The sequence below is a fragment of the Kribbella kalugense genome (assembly GCF_004365875.1).
Taxonomy (GTDB): Bacteria; Actinomycetota; Actinomycetes; order Propionibacteriales; family Kribbellaceae; genus Kribbella; species Kribbella kalugense.
In genome coordinates, this window is sequence record NZ_SODF01000001.1 from 198976 (window position 1) to 215042 (window position 16067).

Consider the following 16067-nt stretch of genomic DNA (forward strand, 5'->3'; position numbering starts at 1 on the left):
GGCTGACCTCACCAGGCCCGGCGGCGCCTTCGAGTGGGGTGGTCGAGCGGGTGGTCGAGTAGGTGGTCAGGGCTCGGGGACGGTGACGGTGGTTCGGTCTTCTACTTCGAGGACGGCTTCGGCGTAGGTGTGGACGTGGCGGCTCATGCGGCGGGCGGCGGCTGCGGGGTCCTGGTCGCGGATGGCCTTGGTGACGGTTCGGTGGGCGCGGAGGGTGGTCTCGCGGACGGCGTCGTCGACGAAGCCCTGGTTGTCGGTGGCGTCGTAGATGCTGCGGGACAGGGCGAGCATGATGCCGGTGAGGAGCTCGTTGTGGCTGGCGGCGGCGATGTCGATGTTCGTCTGGTCGAGGCGCTCGAGGTCGTCGGACACCGTGCGGGCGGTCGCCAACCCGGTCGAGAACCTGACCACCGATGCCGAGTACGTCCATGACTTCCTCAAGTCGACCAACGGACCGATCGTGCTGGTCGGTCACTCGTACGGCGGGTGAAGCTGAGCTGTACGTGAACGAGGACGTTTTCGTGCGCAACTTCGCCAGCGACCTGCCGCGGGCCGAGGCCGAGCAGCTGTGGGCGTCGCAGCGTGGGGCGTCAACCGCCGTCATCCGCTCAGCAATCAGCTCGATTCGCTGATCGGTACCAGGTAGCAGTAACCCCGCGTTGGGGGGGCAGCCGGAATCCTGCTCCTGGCGGTGAACCCGGCGGGCGAATCGGCCGTGCAAAGGGTATCGAAAGCTCAATAGATCAAGGAGAAACTCCCATGAGGCGCATCGCCTTGGTGGTTGGTACGGCTGTGCTCGGACTGTCGACCCTGACAGCGTGCGGGGGTGGCGCCAGCGCCGCCACGCCCCAGAACACTCCCTCGCAAACCACCCCCAGTCCGTCGGTGGCGACTCCGGCCGCGCCGGCCAAGCTGTCCCTTGCCACGGTCGGGAACCTGGGCAAGGTAGTTGTCGACGGCACCGGTCGTACGTTGTACATCTACGACGTGGACACCGCCAAACCGTCGAAGTCGAACTGCGACGGTGCGTGCGCGACGGCGTGGCCGCCGCTGCTGGCCGGCGCGGGTACGCCGCAGGTCAGTGGGATCAGCGCCTCGTTGGTGGGGACGGTGACCCGTACGGACGGCACCAAGCAGGTGACTCTCGCGGGGTGGCCGCTGTACTACTACGCCAACGACGCCAAGGCCGGTGACGCGAACGGTCAGGCCGTCGGCGGGATCTGGTGGGTCGTCGGCGCGAACGGCCAGAAGATCACCACCCAGGCGTCGAACAACTCCTCGAGCAACTCCGGCTACTGATTCGGCCCGTGCGGCCTCGCAGGCCGCCTTGGAGGAACCGCCGATGGCACGATCTACCGGTGACGGATGATCGTGATCGGGCTGGTCGTGGCCGTGCTGGGAGTCAGACGGAGCCGCTGAGTCCTCGGCAGAGGCCCCGAGGTGGGTCAGCGGGGGAGTTTGCGGGTTTCTACCAGTTGTTGGGCGACGTCGCGGAGTTTGGTGTTGGTGTCTTGGGAGTAGCGCCGTAGGACCGCGAACGCCTGATCGCCGTTCATATCGAAGCGTTCCATCAGGATTCCCATCGCCTGTCCGACCAGTTTGCGGGCGTCCACCGCGTGGTTCATCGATACTTCGTGCCGGGCCGTGGCGACCGCTACCGAGGCATGCCGGGCCAGGATGTGCGCGATCGCTTCGTCGTCGACGGTGAACGCGTTCGGCTGGGTGTTGTACAGCGACAGCACGCCGGTAATGCGGTCGCTGACCCTCATCGGGACATGCAGCACGCTTCCGATCCGGGCTTCCACGGCCGCGGTCTGCCAGCGCAGCCAGCGGCCGTCGGTTGCTACGTCGGGAACGGCGATCATGTCGCCGGACAAGGCCGCCAGCATCGGGCCCTCACCGGCGTCGATCTGGACCCGGTACATCGTCTCCACGACCGGGTCGGTGATCGCCCCGATCTCCGCGCGGCCACCGCGGACTGCCAGCGCGACGCCGGCATACGTGCAGTTCTCTGCCTTGATCGCGAACTGCACCACCGCGTCCAGCGTCTCGTCCACTCCGGGAGCGTCGTGCAGCTCGACCGCGAACTGCGCGAACGTGCCGGCGCTGAATGCCTCGGCGGGGTCTAGCAGGGCCATCTCGGTCTCCAAGCGGGATGCAGGTGTGGTGGACGCACCCCGGGCGGCCGAACCCCGCCGATGCCGTGGTGCTAGCTCTCGCCTCGCATCTGTTCATTGATACGCAGCGCTTCTGCGAGCTGATCTTCCAAGATGATGATGCGGCAGGCCGCCTCGAGTGCGGTGCCTTGGTCTACGAGTTCACGGGCCCTCGAGGCCAGACGCAGCTGATAACGCGAGTACCGGCGATGACCACCCTCGGAACGCTGCGGGGTGATCAGCTTCGCCTCGTCCAGGCTGCGCAGGAACCCCGGCGTAGTGCCGAGCATGTCCGCCGCCCGACCCATGGTGAAGGCGGGGTAGTCGTCGTCGTCGAAACTGTCCGGCCCGGTTGCCCGGTCAGAACTCATCGAAAATCTCCGTGTAGGTCTGGGGTCATCGAGCCTCCGTGCAGAAGCCCGGTGCAGGCACACCGCGCTCAGGGTTGTTAGCTGTCTACGTCAGGTTCGATGTTCTTCTCTGTAAACAGCAGGAAGACTATGTCGGCCACGCCTCAATGTCTATGCCCGCCACTATAGATATTGCCAGGAGCCTACGACAGGTTCGGCAGGCGCGGGGTTGATCGAGTGGACCGCGGGTACCGGGCGGGTGCCGTCCAACAGCGGGCGGGTACTGCGGGTCGCATCTGCTGGAGGCGGTTGTGATCACAGTTGGTGGCGTGGATACGTACTACGACTACGACGAGCGCCAATGGAAGTTTCGCCGCCTGGGGGGCGGCCCCGTGCGTCCGAAGCCGGCCTGTCCGCCGGCGACGGAACTGACGATGGGAGACACCGATGGGTACCGGAGACAAGATCAAGAACGCCGCCGAGTCGGCGAAGGGCAAGCTCAAGGAGAAGACCGGGGACGCGACCGACGATCGCGATCTGCAGGCCGAGGGTCAGGCGGAGAAGACCAAGGCCGACCTCAAGCAGGCCGGCGAGAAGGTCAAGGACGCGTTCAAGGACTGACGCCTCACCCCTGATCGATCCCAGGATCCCCGCTCCTTCCGAGCGGGGATCCGTGGCTACTGGCTGTTAGGCGGTCTGCTTCGGCAAGCAGCAGATCGCCGAACGGCTGGAAGCCGATCTGTCGGCTGTACAGGCCGCTGCTGACGCGATGGATCGTTCCCCACTCCCAGATCGCCGTGGCGTCTACACCGGTGTGGGCGGCCAGCCGCTTCGCCCTGGCGTGTAGGTCGTCGCCGATGTCGGGATTGGCTCGGACGATGGTGCCAAGGTCGTACGCCGGCTCAGCGCGCAGGCCGCTCGGATCGATGAGCTTGAAACCACCGTCCGCCGCCTGAAGCACGTTCAGATCGTGGACGTCGCCGTGTACGAGCACAGCGCGTCGGTCATCGTGGGCGCGGCGCCGACGGTCCAGGCACGCGAGAGCGTCCTCGACCGTCGCCTCCGAGCACGCCCGACCCGTCTCTTTCCACAGTCGCGGCAGCAGGTCGGAGTACTCGCGTGCCTTGTCGGCCCCCGTAGGCAGGTCGATATCGGGGCCGACCGGCCGCCAGAGCCGGGCAGCGACATCGCACATCATCATGTGCCGCGTCGCGGGATCAGGTACGACGTCGCAGATCGCAGCCCCGAGTCGCTCGAGCAAGAGTGCGCCGCGGTCGACGTCCTCGAGCAGCAGGCTCGCGCAGCCGTCGCCGTCGGCGAGGCGTAGCGCGGTCGCCTCGAAGGTGAGATCACGCCGAGCTGACGGTACGCCGACCTTGAGGACACTCGCCGTACCGTCAGCGAGTGTCGCCTCGGCGACGAAGGCCACGTGGCCGCCGCGCAACGTGGCGCCGATGGTCAATGACCACTCCTGCGCCAGAGATTCCACGATCGAGGGCAGCTCGTCGAGCCACCCGGCGTTGCCATCGGCAACGACCTTGTTCCGCACTTCATCAGGAATGTCCAGCATCAGGTCATCAGTCTGCGCCAACGTCAGGACAGTGCGCCAAGCAATTCCGCTGAAATTGCCCGGGCCTCGCTGATCAGGAGGGGGACTGCGGCCTTGCCGAGTTCCGTCGTCATCCGGAAGGCCGGTCCGGAGACCGAGATCGCCATCGAGATCGGGACGTCCGGGATCGCGACGGCGTAGCAGACGACGCCCTGTTCCTGCTCGCCGTTGTCGGTGGCGTAGCCGGTGCGGCGGATGCGGGCGAGCTCCTTGCGGAGCCTGGTCAGGTCGGTGATGCTCCGGTCGGTGGCGGCCGGCATGCCGGCCCGGCCGACGATGCGGGCCATCTGCTCGTCGGGCAGGTCGGCGAGGATCGCCTTCCCGACTCCGGTCAGGTGGGTGTAGGCGCGGTGCCCGACCTCGGTGAACATCCGCATCGCGTGCCGCGAGGGCGACTGGGCGATGTAGACGACCATGTGACCTTCGAGTACGGCGAGATTCGCCGACTCGCCGATCTCGCGGGCGAGCGTGTCCAGGTGCGGCGCCACGATCGGGGCGAGCTGCGAGTCGACCCGGCCGGCCAGCCTGGTCAGTTTGAGCCCGAGTCCGTAGCGGCGGTTCGGCAGTTGGCGCACGTAGCCGAGTGAGACCAGCGTCTTCAGGAACCGGTGCGTCGTCGGCGCCGGTACGTCGATCGCCGCCGAGAGCTCGGTCAAGGTCGAATCGCCGTTGTCGGCCAGTAGCTCGAGCAGGTGGAACGCCCGTTCGACCGACTGGACACTCCCGGACGTCTTGTTCTCCACCGCGCCAGCATAAATGCGCCCTGCGGTCTGGCCAGGTCCGGCCAAGTGGTTCCACATATCGGAAGTTTACTTCCAGATAGTGTTGACAGCTCTCGCGTGCTGAGCCAACCTGATGCAACACCCCAAGACCGATAGCCCGCAGCTCTCACCGCCTCGTAGTACATCGGTGTAGAGAGCTCTTGCCGCCCCCGGTCGAACCCGCTTGCCGAGGGAGACACTCATGACTTCCGGCTCGTTGTTCACCCGCCGCCGATTGCTTCAATCCGGACTTGGTCTGGCCGCCGCCGGCGTTGCCGGGACCTCACTGGCCGCGTGCGGCGGCTCGTCGTCCGGCGCGCCCGCCGGCTGGACCGAGGTGACGTTCAGTTCGGTCGGTGATCCGACCACCCAGAAGATGTTCAAGGACATGATCGCGGCGGCTCAGAAGGAGAGCCTCGACGAGCACAAGATCAAGATCGTCTGGAAGCCCGCGCCCGGGGACGACTGGGCGAGCGTGATGCTGCAGTTCGCCTCCGGTACGGCGGCCGACCTGCAGCGGATCGACGACGACCGGGTGTACGACCTGGCCACGAACGGCAAGATCCTGCAGCTGGACAAGATGATGCAGGACGCCACCAACGGGTTCGACCTGACCAAGTACAGCCCGACGTTCACGACCAAGGTCGCTGTCGAGGGGTACCAGTTCTCGATCACGCCCGGTATGAGCGCGAACGCCCTGTACTACAACAAGAAACTGTTCGCCGATGCCGGCCTGACAGCGCCGACGTCCTGGGCCGAACCGTGGTCCTGGGACGACTTCGACGCGGCCGTCAAGAAGCTGACGAAGAAGAGCGGCAGCCGGACCGATACCTACGGTCTGCAGTACGCCGTCAACACGATCCAGGCCACTGCGTACGGTGCTGGTGACACCGCGCTCTACAACAACCAGACCGAGTGTGGTTACGGCAAGCCGGAGACGCAGGACGCGATCGACAAGCAGGTCTCCTACATCCGCGAGGGTTACGCCCCGACCATCGACGTGGAGTACCTGCCGCTGTTCAACGCGGGCAAGCTGGCCATGACGTGGCAGGCGATGGACATCAGCGCGCAGATCAGCAAAGACGTCGACTGGGACGTGATGCCCTGGCCCAAGACGCCGCTGTTCGCGATGACGAAGAACTACGCCCGGACCTGGGTCATCCCGAAAACCGCGAAGGACCCGCAGGCCGCATTCCTGGCGATGAAGGCGTTGTGCGGCAAGGCGGCGTCGGAGGTGATGGCCAAGGCGCAGTTCGCCGTACCGGCCCTGATCGAGGTCGCCAAGAGCGCCGCGTTCACCGACCACCCGCGGCCGAAGACCGCGAACGTCTGGGCCGAGGCGCTCGGCAACGTCGCGGGTAAGCCGGTCGACGTACCGTTCCCGCGCGGACCGATCGGGACGGCGCTGGCCGACTCCTTCGTCGAGGGCACGAACGCGAACAACCTGGTCAGCGGCAAGCTCGCCACCGCCGACTACCTCAAGCGCGGCCGGGACGCCGTCAACGCCGAGATCAAGAAGCGTGGCTGGAACGGGACCAAGGGCAAGGAGTTGCTCGAGAAGGGAGGAGCGCTCGCCGATCCCGACCTGAAGGTCGCGGCCAAATGACGGCCGCACCGACGATCGAGGCGCCGCCGCCGGTGGCGACGCCCGTTGACGAGCATGAGGTACGGCGGCGCGGGGCGCGGCGGCGCACCCTCCGCGGCTGGATGTTCATCGGTCCGGTCGTGATCGGGACGCTGCTGTTCAACGTCATCCCGGTCCTGCCGACCCTGGTCACCAGCTTCACCGACTGGGACGGCCTGGCTGCGCCGAAGTTCGCCGGCGTCGCCAACTACAAGGAGATGTTCTCCGGCCAGGATCCGCTGTTCGGCAAGAGCCTCATCAACACCGCCATCTACACGGTCGGGTACGTCCCGGTCGGGATCATCATCGGGATCGCCCTGGCCCTGCTGGTCAACAACCGGCTGCGCGGCATGGCCGTCATCCGCGCGCTGATCTTCCTGCCGTACGTGACGTCCCTGGTCGCGGTCGGCGTCATCAGCCGGTGGGTGTTCAGCGATCAGTACGGCGTGATCAACGCAGTACTGGCGTCGTTCGGCATCACCGGGCCGCACTGGCTGGGTGAACCCGGATCGGCCATGGCCGCGGTGATCGCCACCGCGATCTGGGCGAACATGGGCTTCAACATGATCATCGTCCTGGCCGGCCTGCAAGGCGTCCCGGAGACGCTGATCGAAGCGGCCACCCTGGATGGGGCCGGCCGGTTCTCACGCTTCGTCCACGTGACGCTGCCGTTCCTCACGCCGACGATCTTCATGCTGCTGATCCTGCAGACGATCGGCTCGTTCCAGGTCTTCGCTCTCATCCTGGTGATGACCGGCGGCGGACCGGGTGACGGAACCTACGTCTACATCTACCACCTCTGGTACGAGGCGTTCTCGCTGCGCCGGATGGGCTACGCCTCGGCACTGGCGATCGTGCTCTTCGCAGTGCTGCTCGCGGTCACCTGGATCCAGAACCGGCTCTCCAAGAGGTGGGTGTTCTATCAATGAGGGGGGATCGGCGGATCCTTGGATCGACGGCGACGTACGTCGTCTGCATCGTCGTCGCGTTGATTGCCATCGGCCCGTTCCTGTGGATGCTGTCCAGCTCGTTCAAGGAGCCGGGCGACGTGATCAGCCTGACGCCGCACCTGCTCCCGAACCCGTTCACGTTCGACAACTACGTGTACCTGGTCAACAACGGCGTACTGCCGTTCATCCGGTTCCTCGGGAACAGCGCCTACATCACGGTGCTGGTGATCATCGGCCGGCTGATGGTCTGTGCTCTGGGCGCCTACGGCTTCGCGCGGCTGCAGTTCCGCGGGCGGGACGCCGCGTTCGGGCTGCTGCTCGCCTCGCTGATGATCCCGGACATGCTGATGGTGCTGCCGCTGTACTCGGCGTACGTCAAGGCCGGTCTGATCGACACCCATTTCCCGTTGATCGTGCCGCCGATCGTCGCCAACACGTTCGGCACCTTCCTGCTCCGGCAGTTCTTCATGACCATCCCGAAGGAGTACGACGAGGCCGCACTGGTTGACGGTGCGAGTCACTTCCGGATCTTCGTGAGCATCATCCTGCCGCTGTCGAAACCGGCCCTGGCCACACTGGCGGTGCTGACCTTCGTCAACGTCTGGAACGACTTCTTCGGCCCGTTGGTCTACCTCAGCGATGTCAACAAGTTCACCGTCCCGGTCGGGCTGGCGTTCTTCCAGACCCAGGACAGCACCCAGTACGGCCCGCTGATGGCCGGCGCGACGCTGGCCATCATTCCGACCGTCCTGGTCTTCGTCTTCGCGCAGAAGTACTTCACTCGCGGGATCTCGATGACCGGAATCAAATGATGCCTCCCCGATATCTGCCGACAAGGAGACACTGTGACCAAGTACGTCGTGGCGACGGTCGACGAGATTGCCCCCGGTCAGCGGAAGGTGGTCGAGATTGCCAACAGGTCGATCGGCGTTTTCAATGTCAAAGGCAACTATTACGCGATCCGCAACCTGTGCCCGCACGGCGGCGGGCCGATGTGCGAGGGCGTGACGTCGGGACTGGTCCGGTCGGACAAGCCCGGGAACTACGACTACGTCATGCGCGGGGAGATCATCCGCTGCCCCTGGCACGGCTGGGAGTTCGAGATCGCCACCGGCCAGTCCTGGTTCGATCCCGCGAAGACCAAGGTGAAGGCCTATCAGACCGGCGTCGAGTCCGGTGAGACGCTGGCCAAGAACCCGGAGCTGTCCGCGGCCGGCTTCCAGCCCGGTCCGTACTCCGGTGAGATGTACGACGTCGAGGTCGATCGCGACTATGTCATTGTCAATATCTGACGCCGCCGCGATGGTGGGGGAGACCACCGTCTCGCTGCGGGTGCAGTCCACGACGCAGGTGTCGGTCGGCGTGACGGAGCTCGTGCTCGTCGCCGCCGACGGCTCGGAGCTGCCGCCGTGGGCCGCGGGGAGTCACATCGACGTGGAGCTCCGCCCCGGGCTCGTCCGGCAGTACTCGCTGTGCAGCGATCCCGCCGATCGTGGCCGGTGGCGCATCGCCGTACTGCGGGAGCCGGCGAGCCGTGGTGGCTCGATGGTGCTGTGCGAGCGGGTCCTCGCCGGCGACATACTGACGGCGACCGGGCCGCGCAACCACTTCCCGTTGCATGAGTCCCCGCAGTACTTATTCATTGCCGGCGGCATCGGAATCACGCCGATCATCCCGATGATCAAGGCCGCACACGAGGCCGGCGCCGACTGGCGTCTGGTGTACGGCGGTCGCAGCGAAGCGTCGATGGCCTATCGAGACGAGGTCAGGAGGATCGATCCGGCCCGGGTGCTCGAATGGCCGCAGGATCTTCGCGGCCTGATCGAACTGGATCAGCTCCTGGCCGAACCTCAGCCCGGCATGTTGATCTACTGCTGCGGTCCCGAACCGCTGATCGCGGCCGTCGAGGCGAAGAGTGCGCACTGGCCGCACAAGAGCCTGCAGGTGGAGCGGTTCGCGCCGCGACCACTGACCGACGTACCACCGAACACCTCGTTCGAGATCGAACTCGTCGACAGCGACGAAGTGCTCGTCGTACCGCCGGACCAATCCATCCTCGAAGTCGTGAACGAGGCCGGGATCTTCGTCTTGTCGAACTGCGAAGAAGGCACCTGCGGGACCTGCCGGACGACTGTGCTGGAAGGCGTTCCGGACCATCGCGACTCCGTCCTCGACGAGGACGAACGCGCCGCCAACGACACGATGATGCTCTGCGTTTCGCGCGCACTGTCGTCCCGATTGGTCCTCGACCTGTGAAAGGTGAGATCACCCGTGGCTGTACAACAACTTGAGAACTACGCCCGGCCCGAGCAATGGACCGGACTCGAGCTCGTCGACACCGACGTACATATCAATCTTCCCGGCCTGAAGAACCTCTTCCCTTATCTCGAGGCGCGGTGGCGTGACTACATCACCGAATCCGGGATGGGCGGGCTGCCGTCGAACCTCTATCCGTCCAACGCACCGAATCTCTTCCTCGACGGCTCGCGGTCGGAACAGGGACCGGCTGGGTCCAGCCTCGAGCTCCTCCAGGGGCAGCTGCTCGACCCGTGGCAGTTGCAATACGCGATCCTCAACTGCACGTACGCGATCGACTCGGTCCACAACGACGACCTGGCGGCTGCGCTCGCCCGGGCGTTGAATCGATGGCAGTTGCACGAGTGGCTGGAGCAGGACGATCGGCTGCGCGGATCCGCCGTACTCCCGTTGCAGAATCCGGCTTTCGCGGCCAAGGAGGTCGAGTGGGCCGCGGAGCACAGTCAGTTCGTCCAGGTGACGGTTCCTTCGCGCAGTCGTGAGCCGCTCGGCCGGCGTGGATTCTGGCCGATCTACCAGGCCGCACAGGCTGCCGGTCTCGTCGTCGGCGTACAGGCGGGTGGCCTCAGCGGGAACCCGACGACGCCGGTCGGCTGGTCGACGTACTTCGTCGAGGACTATGTGAACGTGCCGCTGGCGTTCCAGGCCCAGCTGATGAGCTTCGTCACCGAAGGTGTCTTCGTCGAGTTCCCCGAGCTGACTGTCGCGACGATCGAGGGTGGCTTTCAGCTGGCTGCCGCCGATGCTGTGGCGGTTCGACAAGGACTGGAAGGGGCTGCGTCGTGAGGTTCCGTGGGTGGAGCGTCCGCCGTCGGAGGTGATCCGCGACCACGTCCGGATGACGATCGCACCGCTCGATCGGCCCGACACCCCGCAGTACCTGCTCGAGGTGATCGACCAGCTGCTCTGCGACGACATCTTGATGTTCTCCACCGACTACCCGCACGCGCATTTCGCGAACTCCGCCGACGCATTGCCTGACGGGATCTCCGCGGAGCTGCAGACCAAGATCATGTCCGGCAACGCGCACGCGACGTACCGGCTGGGATGAGGAGACTTTCATGACACAGACAGAGACACGGAGTACCCGCCCGACGGCGGCGAAGCAGATGATCATCGACTGCGACATCCACAACGTGATGGCGCCCGGAGCGCTCGAACCGTACCTCTCGAATCGTTGGCTCAAGCATCTGAAGACCTTCGGCTCGCGTCAGCACAACGGGAACGTGTATCCGAAGGGATCGCCGGCCCGGTACGACGCCTTCCCGCCGTCCGGACTGCCCGCGGGCGCCGACCTGGGGTTCATGCAGAAACAGCATCTCGACGGGCTGAACGTCGAGTTCGGGATCCTCGGTCCGCTCAGCGGCTCCGGCAGCCAACTCGATCCGGAGTTCTCCGCGGCGTTGTCGGCGGCAACCAACGACTGGCAGATCAAGGAGTGGCTCGAGCCGGAGCCGAGGCTGCGCTCGGGCATGATCGTGCCGGCCGAGCACAGCGATGAGGCGGTCGCCGAGATCGAGCGGCTGGCCGGCCATCCGGGGTTCGTCCAGGTGCTGCTGGTCGCCCGCAGTTCGGCGCCGCTCGGCGATCGCCGCTACTGGAAGATGTACGAGGCGGCCGCGCGGCACGACCTGCCCATCGGGATCCACTACGGTGGCGGCGTTCGCGGCGTACCGATCAGCAGTGCGGGCTGGCCGTCGTACTACCTGGAGGATCACGCGGGGATGTCCGCCGCGTTCCAGGCGCACGTGGCGAGCCTGATCCTCGGCGGGATCTTCGACCGGCTGCCGAACCTGCGAATCGCGTTGATCGAGGGCGGGTTCGCCTGGCTGCCGTCGCTGGCCTGGCGGATGGACACGCACTGGGAGCGCTTCCGCGCCGAGATTCCGCAGGTACGGCGGAGGCCGTCGGAGTACCTGCGCGACCACTTCTGGATGACGACGCAGCCGATCGAGGAACCGCATCGGCCGGCCGACCTACAGAAGGTGTTCGAGCACCTCGGAGGTAGCGACAAGGTGATGTTCTCCACCGACTATCCGCACTGGGACTTCGACCATCCCCGGCACGCGTTCAAGGTCCGGCTGTCCGCGGAGCAGCGGGACAGTATCTACACGGAGAACGCCCGGGCGTTCTACAAGCTGCCGGCGCGGGCGGAGTCACTTTGACCAGGATCACGTCGATCGAGACCTTCGACGGTCACGGCTGCATCGTCCGCGTTCGGACCGACGACGGCCTGGTCGGGTACGGGCAGACGGCGCACTCCGAGGCCAGGATCACGGGGGAGGTGCTGCACACTCTGGTCGCGCGCAACTATCTGGGTCGGGACCCGTTCGATGTGATGACCCTGGCCGAGGAGTGCGCGCGGGCGGAGTACAAGTACTTCGGCAGCTTTCTGTTCCGGGCGTTGGCCGGGGTCGATACCGCGCTGTGGGACCTGGTGGGGAAGGCGAAGTCGCAGCCGGTCTATCAGTTGCTCGGTGGAAAGTTCCGGTCGTCGGTGCCGGTGTACGGGTCGGCGATGCGTCGCGACACGACGCCCGAAGAGGAGGTTGACCGGATGGTCGCCGCCGTCGCCGCGCACGGCTTCCGCGCGGTGAAGATCAAGATCGGCGAGCGCAACGGTCGCGATGCCGAGTCGCGGACCGGCCGCACCTGGCGGCTGGTTCCCCTCCTGCGCAAGGAGCTCGGCGACGACATCGAGCTCAGCGCGGATGCGAACGGCGCCTACTCGCCGGGGCAGGCGGTCCGAGTCGGGCGACTGCTCGAGGAGTACGACTACCTGCACTTCGAGGAGCCGGTGCCGTTCTGGGAGTACGAGAACACCAGAAGCGTCGCGGCGGCTCTTGATATCCCCGTCGGGCTGGGGGAGCAGGAGTTCTCGGTCGACACCATGCGACGGATCATCCAGGACGGCACGGCCGACGTCATCCAGCCCGATGTCTGCTACATCGGTGGCATCACCCGAGCCCGGCAGGTTGCCGAGCTGGCCAACCTCGCCGGGCTCCCGTGCGTACCGCATTCGTCCGGGAGATCATTGACGGCGATCTTCACCGCGCATCTGGTGACGGCGATGCCGGCCTGCAACCTGTTCCACGAGTGGACCATCGAGGACGCCTCGGCCATGCGGGTCTACGAGCCGTTCCCGGTCGCGCGGAACGGCGAGGTCATCCTGTCCGATGCACCCGGATGGGGGATCGAGATCTCCGACTCCACCTTGCAGCAAATGGACCGAAGAACGTCGTCGCTTTGACCCGATCAGTGTTGAGGAATCGGCAGCCGAGGTAGATGAGGAACGAGATCGTGGTCACGTAGGGGCTGATCGGCAGGCTGCCACCGAGCGCGAGCAGGATGCCTCCGACGAGTGAGACGGTGGCGAACGCCACGCTGAGCACCGGCACGAGCCAGGGGGAGGCGGCGACTCGGAGTGCAGCGGCCGCGGGCGTGACCACGATGCTCAGCACCAGCAACGCGCCCACGATCTGCACCGAAATGGCGACCGCGAGGCCGAGCAGCAGCATGAAGACCAGCGACAGGAGCCGAACCGGAACTCCCCGGGCCGCGGCCTGGTCCGGATCCGAGCTGGCAAACATCAACGGCCGCCAGACGATCAGAAGCCCCACCAGCACGACGATGCCGGTGACGATCAGCCAGGACAACTGTGGCGTGTCGACCGCCACGATCTGTCCGGTCAGCAGACCGAACTTGTTCGCCGCACGACCTTTGTACAAGGCAAGGAAGAGTACGCCGAGCCCGAGCCCGAACGGCATCAGCACCCCGATGATCGAGTTGCGATCACGGGCACGACTTCCCAGTACGCCGATCAGGATCGCGGCGATGATCGAACCGGTCAGCGAGCCGGCGACCACGTTCACGCCCAGCAACAGCGCACCCGACGCACCTGCGAACGAGAGCTCGCTGATGCCGTGGACCGCGAACGGCAGGTCACGCATCATCACGAACACGCCGATCAGGCCGCCGACGACGCCGAGTACTACCCCGGCGATGATCGAGTTACGCACCAGGGCCAGCAGTTCGCCGTAGTTGGTGAAGTTGAAGATCTCGTGCCAAACGCTTGCCGTGAGCATCGACCTCACCCGGCCCGCAGTGCCGAGGTGTGATGCGAGTCCTCGGGAACACCCGCCACCAGCACCCGACCACCGGAACGGACCACCTCGACCGGCGATCGGTAGAGGTCGCTCAACGTGGCTGACGTCATCACCTCGTCGACCGTCCCGATCCGGAACCGTCCTCCGGCCAGGTAGAGCACGCGGTCGACGTACGGCAGCACCGGGTTGATGTCGTGGGTGACGAAGACGATCGCGGTGTCATGCGTACGGCGGCGCCGATCGACCAGACCGGAGATCGTCCGCTGGCTGTTGAGATCCAGCGATAGCAACGGCTCGTCGCAGAGCAGGAGCAACGGATCGGCCACCAGGGCCTGCGCGATCCGGACCCGCTGCTGCTCCCCGCCGGACAGCTGTCCGATCGGACGATCCGCGAAGGCGTCGGCGCCGACCGACTCGAGCATCTCGTCGATCCGCCGACGGCGCTTCGGGTCGGGTCGCCCGATGCCCCACCGATGGCCGTCCAGACCCTGACCGACCACATCCCGGGCCCGAAGCGGGGTGAGAGTGTCGATCCGCCGGTGCTGCGGCACGTAGCCGATCCGCGTGCTTCCCCGGTGGGGCGGCGTACCAGCGACCTGGACGGTCCCGGACATCAGCGGATGCAGCCCGAGAGCCGCCTTCAGCAGGCTGGTTTTCCCTGATCCGTTGGCGCCTAGGATTGCCAGGAACTGCCCTGCCTGCAGGTCCATCGTCAGGCCGCCCCACAACGGCCGCCGTCCGTAGCCGAACGAAGCATTGTCGAAGTGCAGGACGTTCATCAGGCCAACGCCGAACGGATCGCGTCCAGGTTGGCGGTCATCCAGCCGAGGTAGTCCTTGCCCGCGGGCAGTGTCTCCGTGACCGGTACGACGGCGATGCCGTTCGCCTTCGCCGCCGCGAGCACCTTCTCCGTCTCCGGGCCTGACGTCTGCTGGTTGTAGGCGAGGAGCTTGACCTGCTTCGCGCTGAACAGTGCGAGCGTCTCCTGCAGCACCGCCGCCGGAACGTCGGTCCCCTCCTCGATCGCCTCGCTGAACTCGCCCGGCGTCTTGTTGACCAGCCCGCAGGCCGTCAGCAGATAGACCGGCACAGGTTCGGTGATCGCGGCGCCGGCGCCGTCGTGTCCGGATTTGATCGCTGCCTCGGTCGCTTCCAGTTGCTTCACCTTGCCGGTGAAGGTGGCAGCGTTCGCGGCGTACGTCGAACTGTTCGCGGAGTCGACCGCGGACAGCGTGCTCGCCAGTTGGGCGGCCAGCTTCTCGACGGTCGGGAAGTCGTACCAGACATGCTCGTTGAGCTCGCCGCCGGCCGGCGCCTGGTGGCCGGAGATGTCGACCACGTTCAGCACCTTCGCCGACGTGTTGCCCGCCGACTTCAGCATTTTGTCCATGAAGTCGTCGTAACCGCCGCCGTTCTCGATCACGACCTGCGCCTTCGAGAGCGACAGCTGGGTCTGGGTATTGGCCTCGTACGAGTGCGGGTCCTGGTCCGGGTCGGAAATGATCGACGTCACGTCGACCTTGTCACCCGCGATCTGCTTCACGATGTCGCCGTACACATTGGTCGATGCCACCACCCGCACTCCCGCCTTGGGCGTCGACGCGGCACTCGTGTCCGCCGCCGACGAACCACACGCGGCCAGCACCGCCATCGCCGCCGCACCAGCCAGGAATCCCACCGAATCACGCAGCCTCACAGCGCACCCGTCTCCGTCTCCAATTGATAATGAAAACCATTCCGGACACACCGTAGCAGACCGCCGCAGGTGGACGGGTGCCGAATACATCCGTGTCCGATTGACGGCGAGACGGGGCGTCCGTACCCTCCGGAGGTAGTGATGGCGCTAGGAAGCCGATGGAACTTCGGCACGGTCGCGCCACTGTGAGTCGGTCGCTTGCGGCCGGCGAGTCAGATACTTCGCCGTCACGACGCTCCATTGGTTGAGGGACGCACGATCCCCTAGAAGGAGGCTCGCTCGTGAGCAGTCTGTCTGGTCCTACCGCCGTACCCACTCCGGTCGTTCTGCCGATCTCGAAGGCTGTGGTGTGGCTGGTCTGCACCGCAATCGTCGCGCTGCTGCTGTACTACTTCATCGGTGTCGACCAGGGTGCGTACTCGATCTTCGGCAAGGACATGCACATCCACGAGTTCGTCCACGACTCCCGGCATTTCCTCGGCTTCCCCTGTCACTGATA

22 protein-coding genes and 1 riboswitch are annotated in these 16067 nt (G+C 65.8%); of the genes, 14 read left to right on the forward strand and 8 right to left on the reverse strand.

Translation table 11 applies throughout. The features are described from left to right. Nucleotides 1-66 precede the first annotated feature (66 nt). On the reverse strand, nucleotides 67-372 hold the full coding sequence (locus EV650_RS00950; protein ID WP_202874286.1) for an FCD domain-containing protein: 306 nt from the start codon (nucleotides 370-372) through the stop codon (nucleotides 67-69). A gap of 1 nt (nucleotide 373) precedes the next feature. Between EV650_RS00950 and EV650_RS40840 the strand changes: the two genes are divergently transcribed. From EV650_RS40840 to EV650_RS00960, 3 genes are all read left to right on the forward strand, one after another. Continuing rightward, nucleotides 374-490, forward strand: a complete 117-nt coding sequence (locus EV650_RS40840; protein ID WP_238173951.1) for a DUF2974 domain-containing protein — start codon at nucleotides 374-376, stop codon at nucleotides 488-490. A 13-nt stretch (nucleotides 491-503) separates the two neighbouring features. After that, complete coding sequence (locus EV650_RS41295) at nucleotides 504-632, forward strand: hypothetical protein (RefSeq protein ID WP_255511907.1); 129 nt, start codon at nucleotides 504-506, stop codon at nucleotides 630-632. Between the two features lie 127 nt (nucleotides 633-759). Continuing rightward, nucleotides 760-1299 carry a hypothetical protein gene (locus EV650_RS00960; protein ID WP_134114365.1) on the forward strand — a complete coding sequence of 180 codons (540 nt, stop codon included), beginning with the start codon at nucleotides 760-762 and terminating at the stop codon, nucleotides 1297-1299. Between the two features lie 146 nt (nucleotides 1300-1445). Here the strand turns inward: EV650_RS00960 and EV650_RS00965 are convergent, their stop codons facing one another. Together EV650_RS00965 and EV650_RS00970 are read right to left on the reverse strand one after the other, a co-directional pair. Further along, the gene (locus EV650_RS00965; protein WP_134114367.1) at nucleotides 1446-2138 is read right to left on the reverse strand and encodes a GAF and ANTAR domain-containing protein; all 693 of its coding nucleotides are present in this window, start codon (nucleotides 2136-2138) and stop codon (nucleotides 1446-1448) included. A gap of 71 nt (nucleotides 2139-2209) precedes the next feature. Continuing rightward, on the reverse strand, nucleotides 2210-2527 hold the full coding sequence (locus EV650_RS00970; protein WP_134114369.1) for a MerR family transcriptional regulator: 318 nt from the start codon (nucleotides 2525-2527) through the stop codon (nucleotides 2210-2212). 426 nt (nucleotides 2528-2953) lie between these two features. Here EV650_RS00970 and EV650_RS00975 point away from each other — a divergent pair, with 426 nt between their 5' ends. Then, nucleotides 2954-3127, forward strand: a complete 174-nt coding sequence (locus EV650_RS00975; protein ID WP_134114371.1) for a CsbD family protein — start codon at nucleotides 2954-2956, stop codon at nucleotides 3125-3127. 4 nt (nucleotides 3128-3131) lie between these two features. Here EV650_RS00975 and EV650_RS00980 read toward each other — a convergent pair whose 3' ends face one another. Both EV650_RS00980 and EV650_RS00985 read right to left on the reverse strand, forming a co-directional pair. Beyond that, nucleotides 3132-4097: an aminoglycoside phosphotransferase family protein gene (locus tag EV650_RS00980; RefSeq protein ID WP_238173952.1), complete on the reverse strand. Its 966-nt coding sequence runs from the start codon at nucleotides 4095-4097 to the stop codon at nucleotides 3132-3134. A 2-nt stretch (nucleotides 4098-4099) separates the two neighbouring features. Then, on the reverse strand, nucleotides 4100-4858 hold the full coding sequence (locus tag EV650_RS00985) for an IclR family transcriptional regulator (protein ID WP_238173953.1): 759 nt from the start codon (nucleotides 4856-4858) through the stop codon (nucleotides 4100-4102). 220 nt (nucleotides 4859-5078) lie between these two features. On the opposite strand from EV650_RS00985, the gene EV650_RS00990 reads away from it, so the two are divergent. Genes EV650_RS00990 through EV650_RS01030 form a run of 9 tightly spaced genes read left to right on the forward strand, consistent with a single transcriptional unit; the run spans nucleotide 5079 to nucleotide 13016 of the window. Beyond that, nucleotides 5079-6482 carry an extracellular solute-binding protein gene (locus EV650_RS00990; protein ID WP_134114375.1) on the forward strand — a complete coding sequence of 468 codons (1404 nt, stop codon included), beginning with the start codon at nucleotides 5079-5081 and terminating at the stop codon, nucleotides 6480-6482. Beyond that, nucleotides 6479-7429, forward strand: a complete 951-nt coding sequence (locus EV650_RS00995) for a carbohydrate ABC transporter permease (RefSeq protein WP_134114377.1) — start codon at nucleotides 6479-6481, stop codon at nucleotides 7427-7429. Before EV650_RS00990 ends, EV650_RS00995 begins: the two co-directional genes overlap by 4 nt. After that, nucleotides 7426-8262, forward strand: a complete 837-nt coding sequence (locus EV650_RS01000) for a carbohydrate ABC transporter permease (RefSeq protein WP_134114379.1) — start codon at nucleotides 7426-7428, stop codon at nucleotides 8260-8262. Before EV650_RS00995 ends, EV650_RS01000 begins: the two co-directional genes overlap by 4 nt. 33 nt (nucleotides 8263-8295) lie before the next feature. Then, nucleotides 8296-8742, forward strand: coding sequence for a Rieske (2Fe-2S) protein (locus tag EV650_RS01005; protein WP_134114381.1), 447 nt, complete (start codon nucleotides 8296-8298; stop codon nucleotides 8740-8742). Then, nucleotides 8723-9706, forward strand: coding sequence for a PDR/VanB family oxidoreductase (locus EV650_RS01010; RefSeq protein WP_202874288.1), 984 nt, complete (start codon nucleotides 8723-8725; stop codon nucleotides 9704-9706). Before EV650_RS01005 ends, EV650_RS01010 begins: the two co-directional genes overlap by 20 nt. A gap of 15 nt (nucleotides 9707-9721) precedes the next feature. Continuing rightward, a complete protein-coding gene (locus tag EV650_RS01015) occupies nucleotides 9722-10552 on the forward strand; it encodes an amidohydrolase family protein (protein ID WP_166677975.1) in 831 nt (276 codons plus the stop codon). A gap of 10 nt (nucleotides 10553-10562) precedes the next feature. After that, a complete protein-coding gene (locus EV650_RS41300; RefSeq protein ID WP_166677976.1) occupies nucleotides 10563-10817 on the forward strand; it encodes an amidohydrolase family protein in 255 nt (84 codons plus the stop codon). 10 nt (nucleotides 10818-10827) lie between these two features. After that, complete coding sequence (locus EV650_RS01025; RefSeq protein WP_238173954.1) at nucleotides 10828-11931, forward strand: amidohydrolase family protein; 1104 nt, start codon at nucleotides 10828-10830, stop codon at nucleotides 11929-11931. Beyond that, nucleotides 11928-13016: a mandelate racemase/muconate lactonizing enzyme family protein gene (locus tag EV650_RS01030; protein ID WP_134114387.1), complete on the forward strand. Its 1089-nt coding sequence runs from the start codon at nucleotides 11928-11930 to the stop codon at nucleotides 13014-13016. The genes EV650_RS01025 and EV650_RS01030 overlap by 4 nt, the downstream gene beginning before the upstream one ends. On the opposite strand, the gene EV650_RS01035 is transcribed toward EV650_RS01030, so the two are convergent. From EV650_RS01035 to EV650_RS01045, 3 genes are read right to left on the reverse strand one after another with little or no spacing between them, the layout of a single operon-like run. Then, on the reverse strand, nucleotides 12931-13851 hold the full coding sequence (locus tag EV650_RS01035; RefSeq protein WP_134114389.1) for a metal ABC transporter permease: 921 nt from the start codon (nucleotides 13849-13851) through the stop codon (nucleotides 12931-12933). The two genes, EV650_RS01030 and EV650_RS01035, sit on opposite strands and share 86 nt — an antisense overlap. Nucleotides 13852-13856: 5 nt before the next feature. After that, nucleotides 13857-14651 (reverse strand): metal ABC transporter ATP-binding protein, encoded by a 795-nt coding sequence (locus EV650_RS01040; protein WP_134114391.1) that lies wholly within the window; start codon nucleotides 14649-14651, stop codon nucleotides 13857-13859. Continuing rightward, a complete protein-coding gene (locus EV650_RS01045; protein ID WP_202874292.1) occupies nucleotides 14651-15568 on the reverse strand; it encodes a metal ABC transporter solute-binding protein, Zn/Mn family in 918 nt (305 codons plus the stop codon). The genes EV650_RS01040 and EV650_RS01045 overlap by 1 nt, the downstream gene beginning before the upstream one ends. A 96-nt stretch (nucleotides 15569-15664) precedes the next feature. Further along, nucleotides 15665-15810, forward strand: a riboswitch (cobalamin riboswitch). 39 nt (nucleotides 15811-15849) lie between these two features. Here EV650_RS01045 and EV650_RS01050 point away from each other — a divergent pair. Further along, the gene (locus EV650_RS01050; protein ID WP_238173955.1) at nucleotides 15850-16065 is read left to right on the forward strand and encodes a CbtB domain-containing protein; all 216 of its coding nucleotides are present in this window, start codon (nucleotides 15850-15852) and stop codon (nucleotides 16063-16065) included. Nucleotides 16066-16067 lie beyond the last annotated feature (2 nt).

Coding starts and splice junctions, on each gene's coding strand:
- EV650_RS00960 (WP_134114365.1), top strand. CDS start 760: ATGAGGCGCATCGCCTTGGTGGTTGGTACGGCTGTGCTCGGACTGTCG.
- EV650_RS00965 (WP_134114367.1), bottom strand. CDS start 2,138: ATGGCCCTGCTAGACCCCGCCGAGGCATTCAGCGCCGGCACGTTCGCG.
- EV650_RS00970 (WP_134114369.1), bottom strand. CDS start 2,527: ATGAGTTCTGACCGGGCAACCGGGCCGGACAGTTTCGACGACGACGAC.
- EV650_RS00975 (WP_134114371.1), top strand. CDS start 2,954: ATGGGTACCGGAGACAAGATCAAGAACGCCGCCGAGTCGGCGAAGGGC.
- EV650_RS00990 (WP_134114375.1), top strand. CDS start 5,079: ATGACTTCCGGCTCGTTGTTCACCCGCCGCCGATTGCTTCAATCCGGA.
- EV650_RS00995 (WP_134114377.1), top strand. CDS start 6,479: ATGACGGCCGCACCGACGATCGAGGCGCCGCCGCCGGTGGCGACGCCC.
- EV650_RS01000 (WP_134114379.1), top strand. CDS start 7,426: ATGAGGGGGGATCGGCGGATCCTTGGATCGACGGCGACGTACGTCGTC.
- EV650_RS01010 (WP_202874288.1), top strand. CDS start 8,723: ATGTCATTGTCAATATCTGACGCCGCCGCGATGGTGGGGGAGACCACC.
- EV650_RS01025 (WP_238173954.1), top strand. CDS start 10,828: ATGACACAGACAGAGACACGGAGTACCCGCCCGACGGCGGCGAAGCAG.
- EV650_RS01035 (WP_134114389.1), bottom strand. CDS start 13,851: ATGCTCACGGCAAGCGTTTGGCACGAGATCTTCAACTTCACCAACTAC.
- EV650_RS01040 (WP_134114391.1), bottom strand. CDS start 14,651: ATGAACGTCCTGCACTTCGACAATGCTTCGTTCGGCTACGGACGGCGG.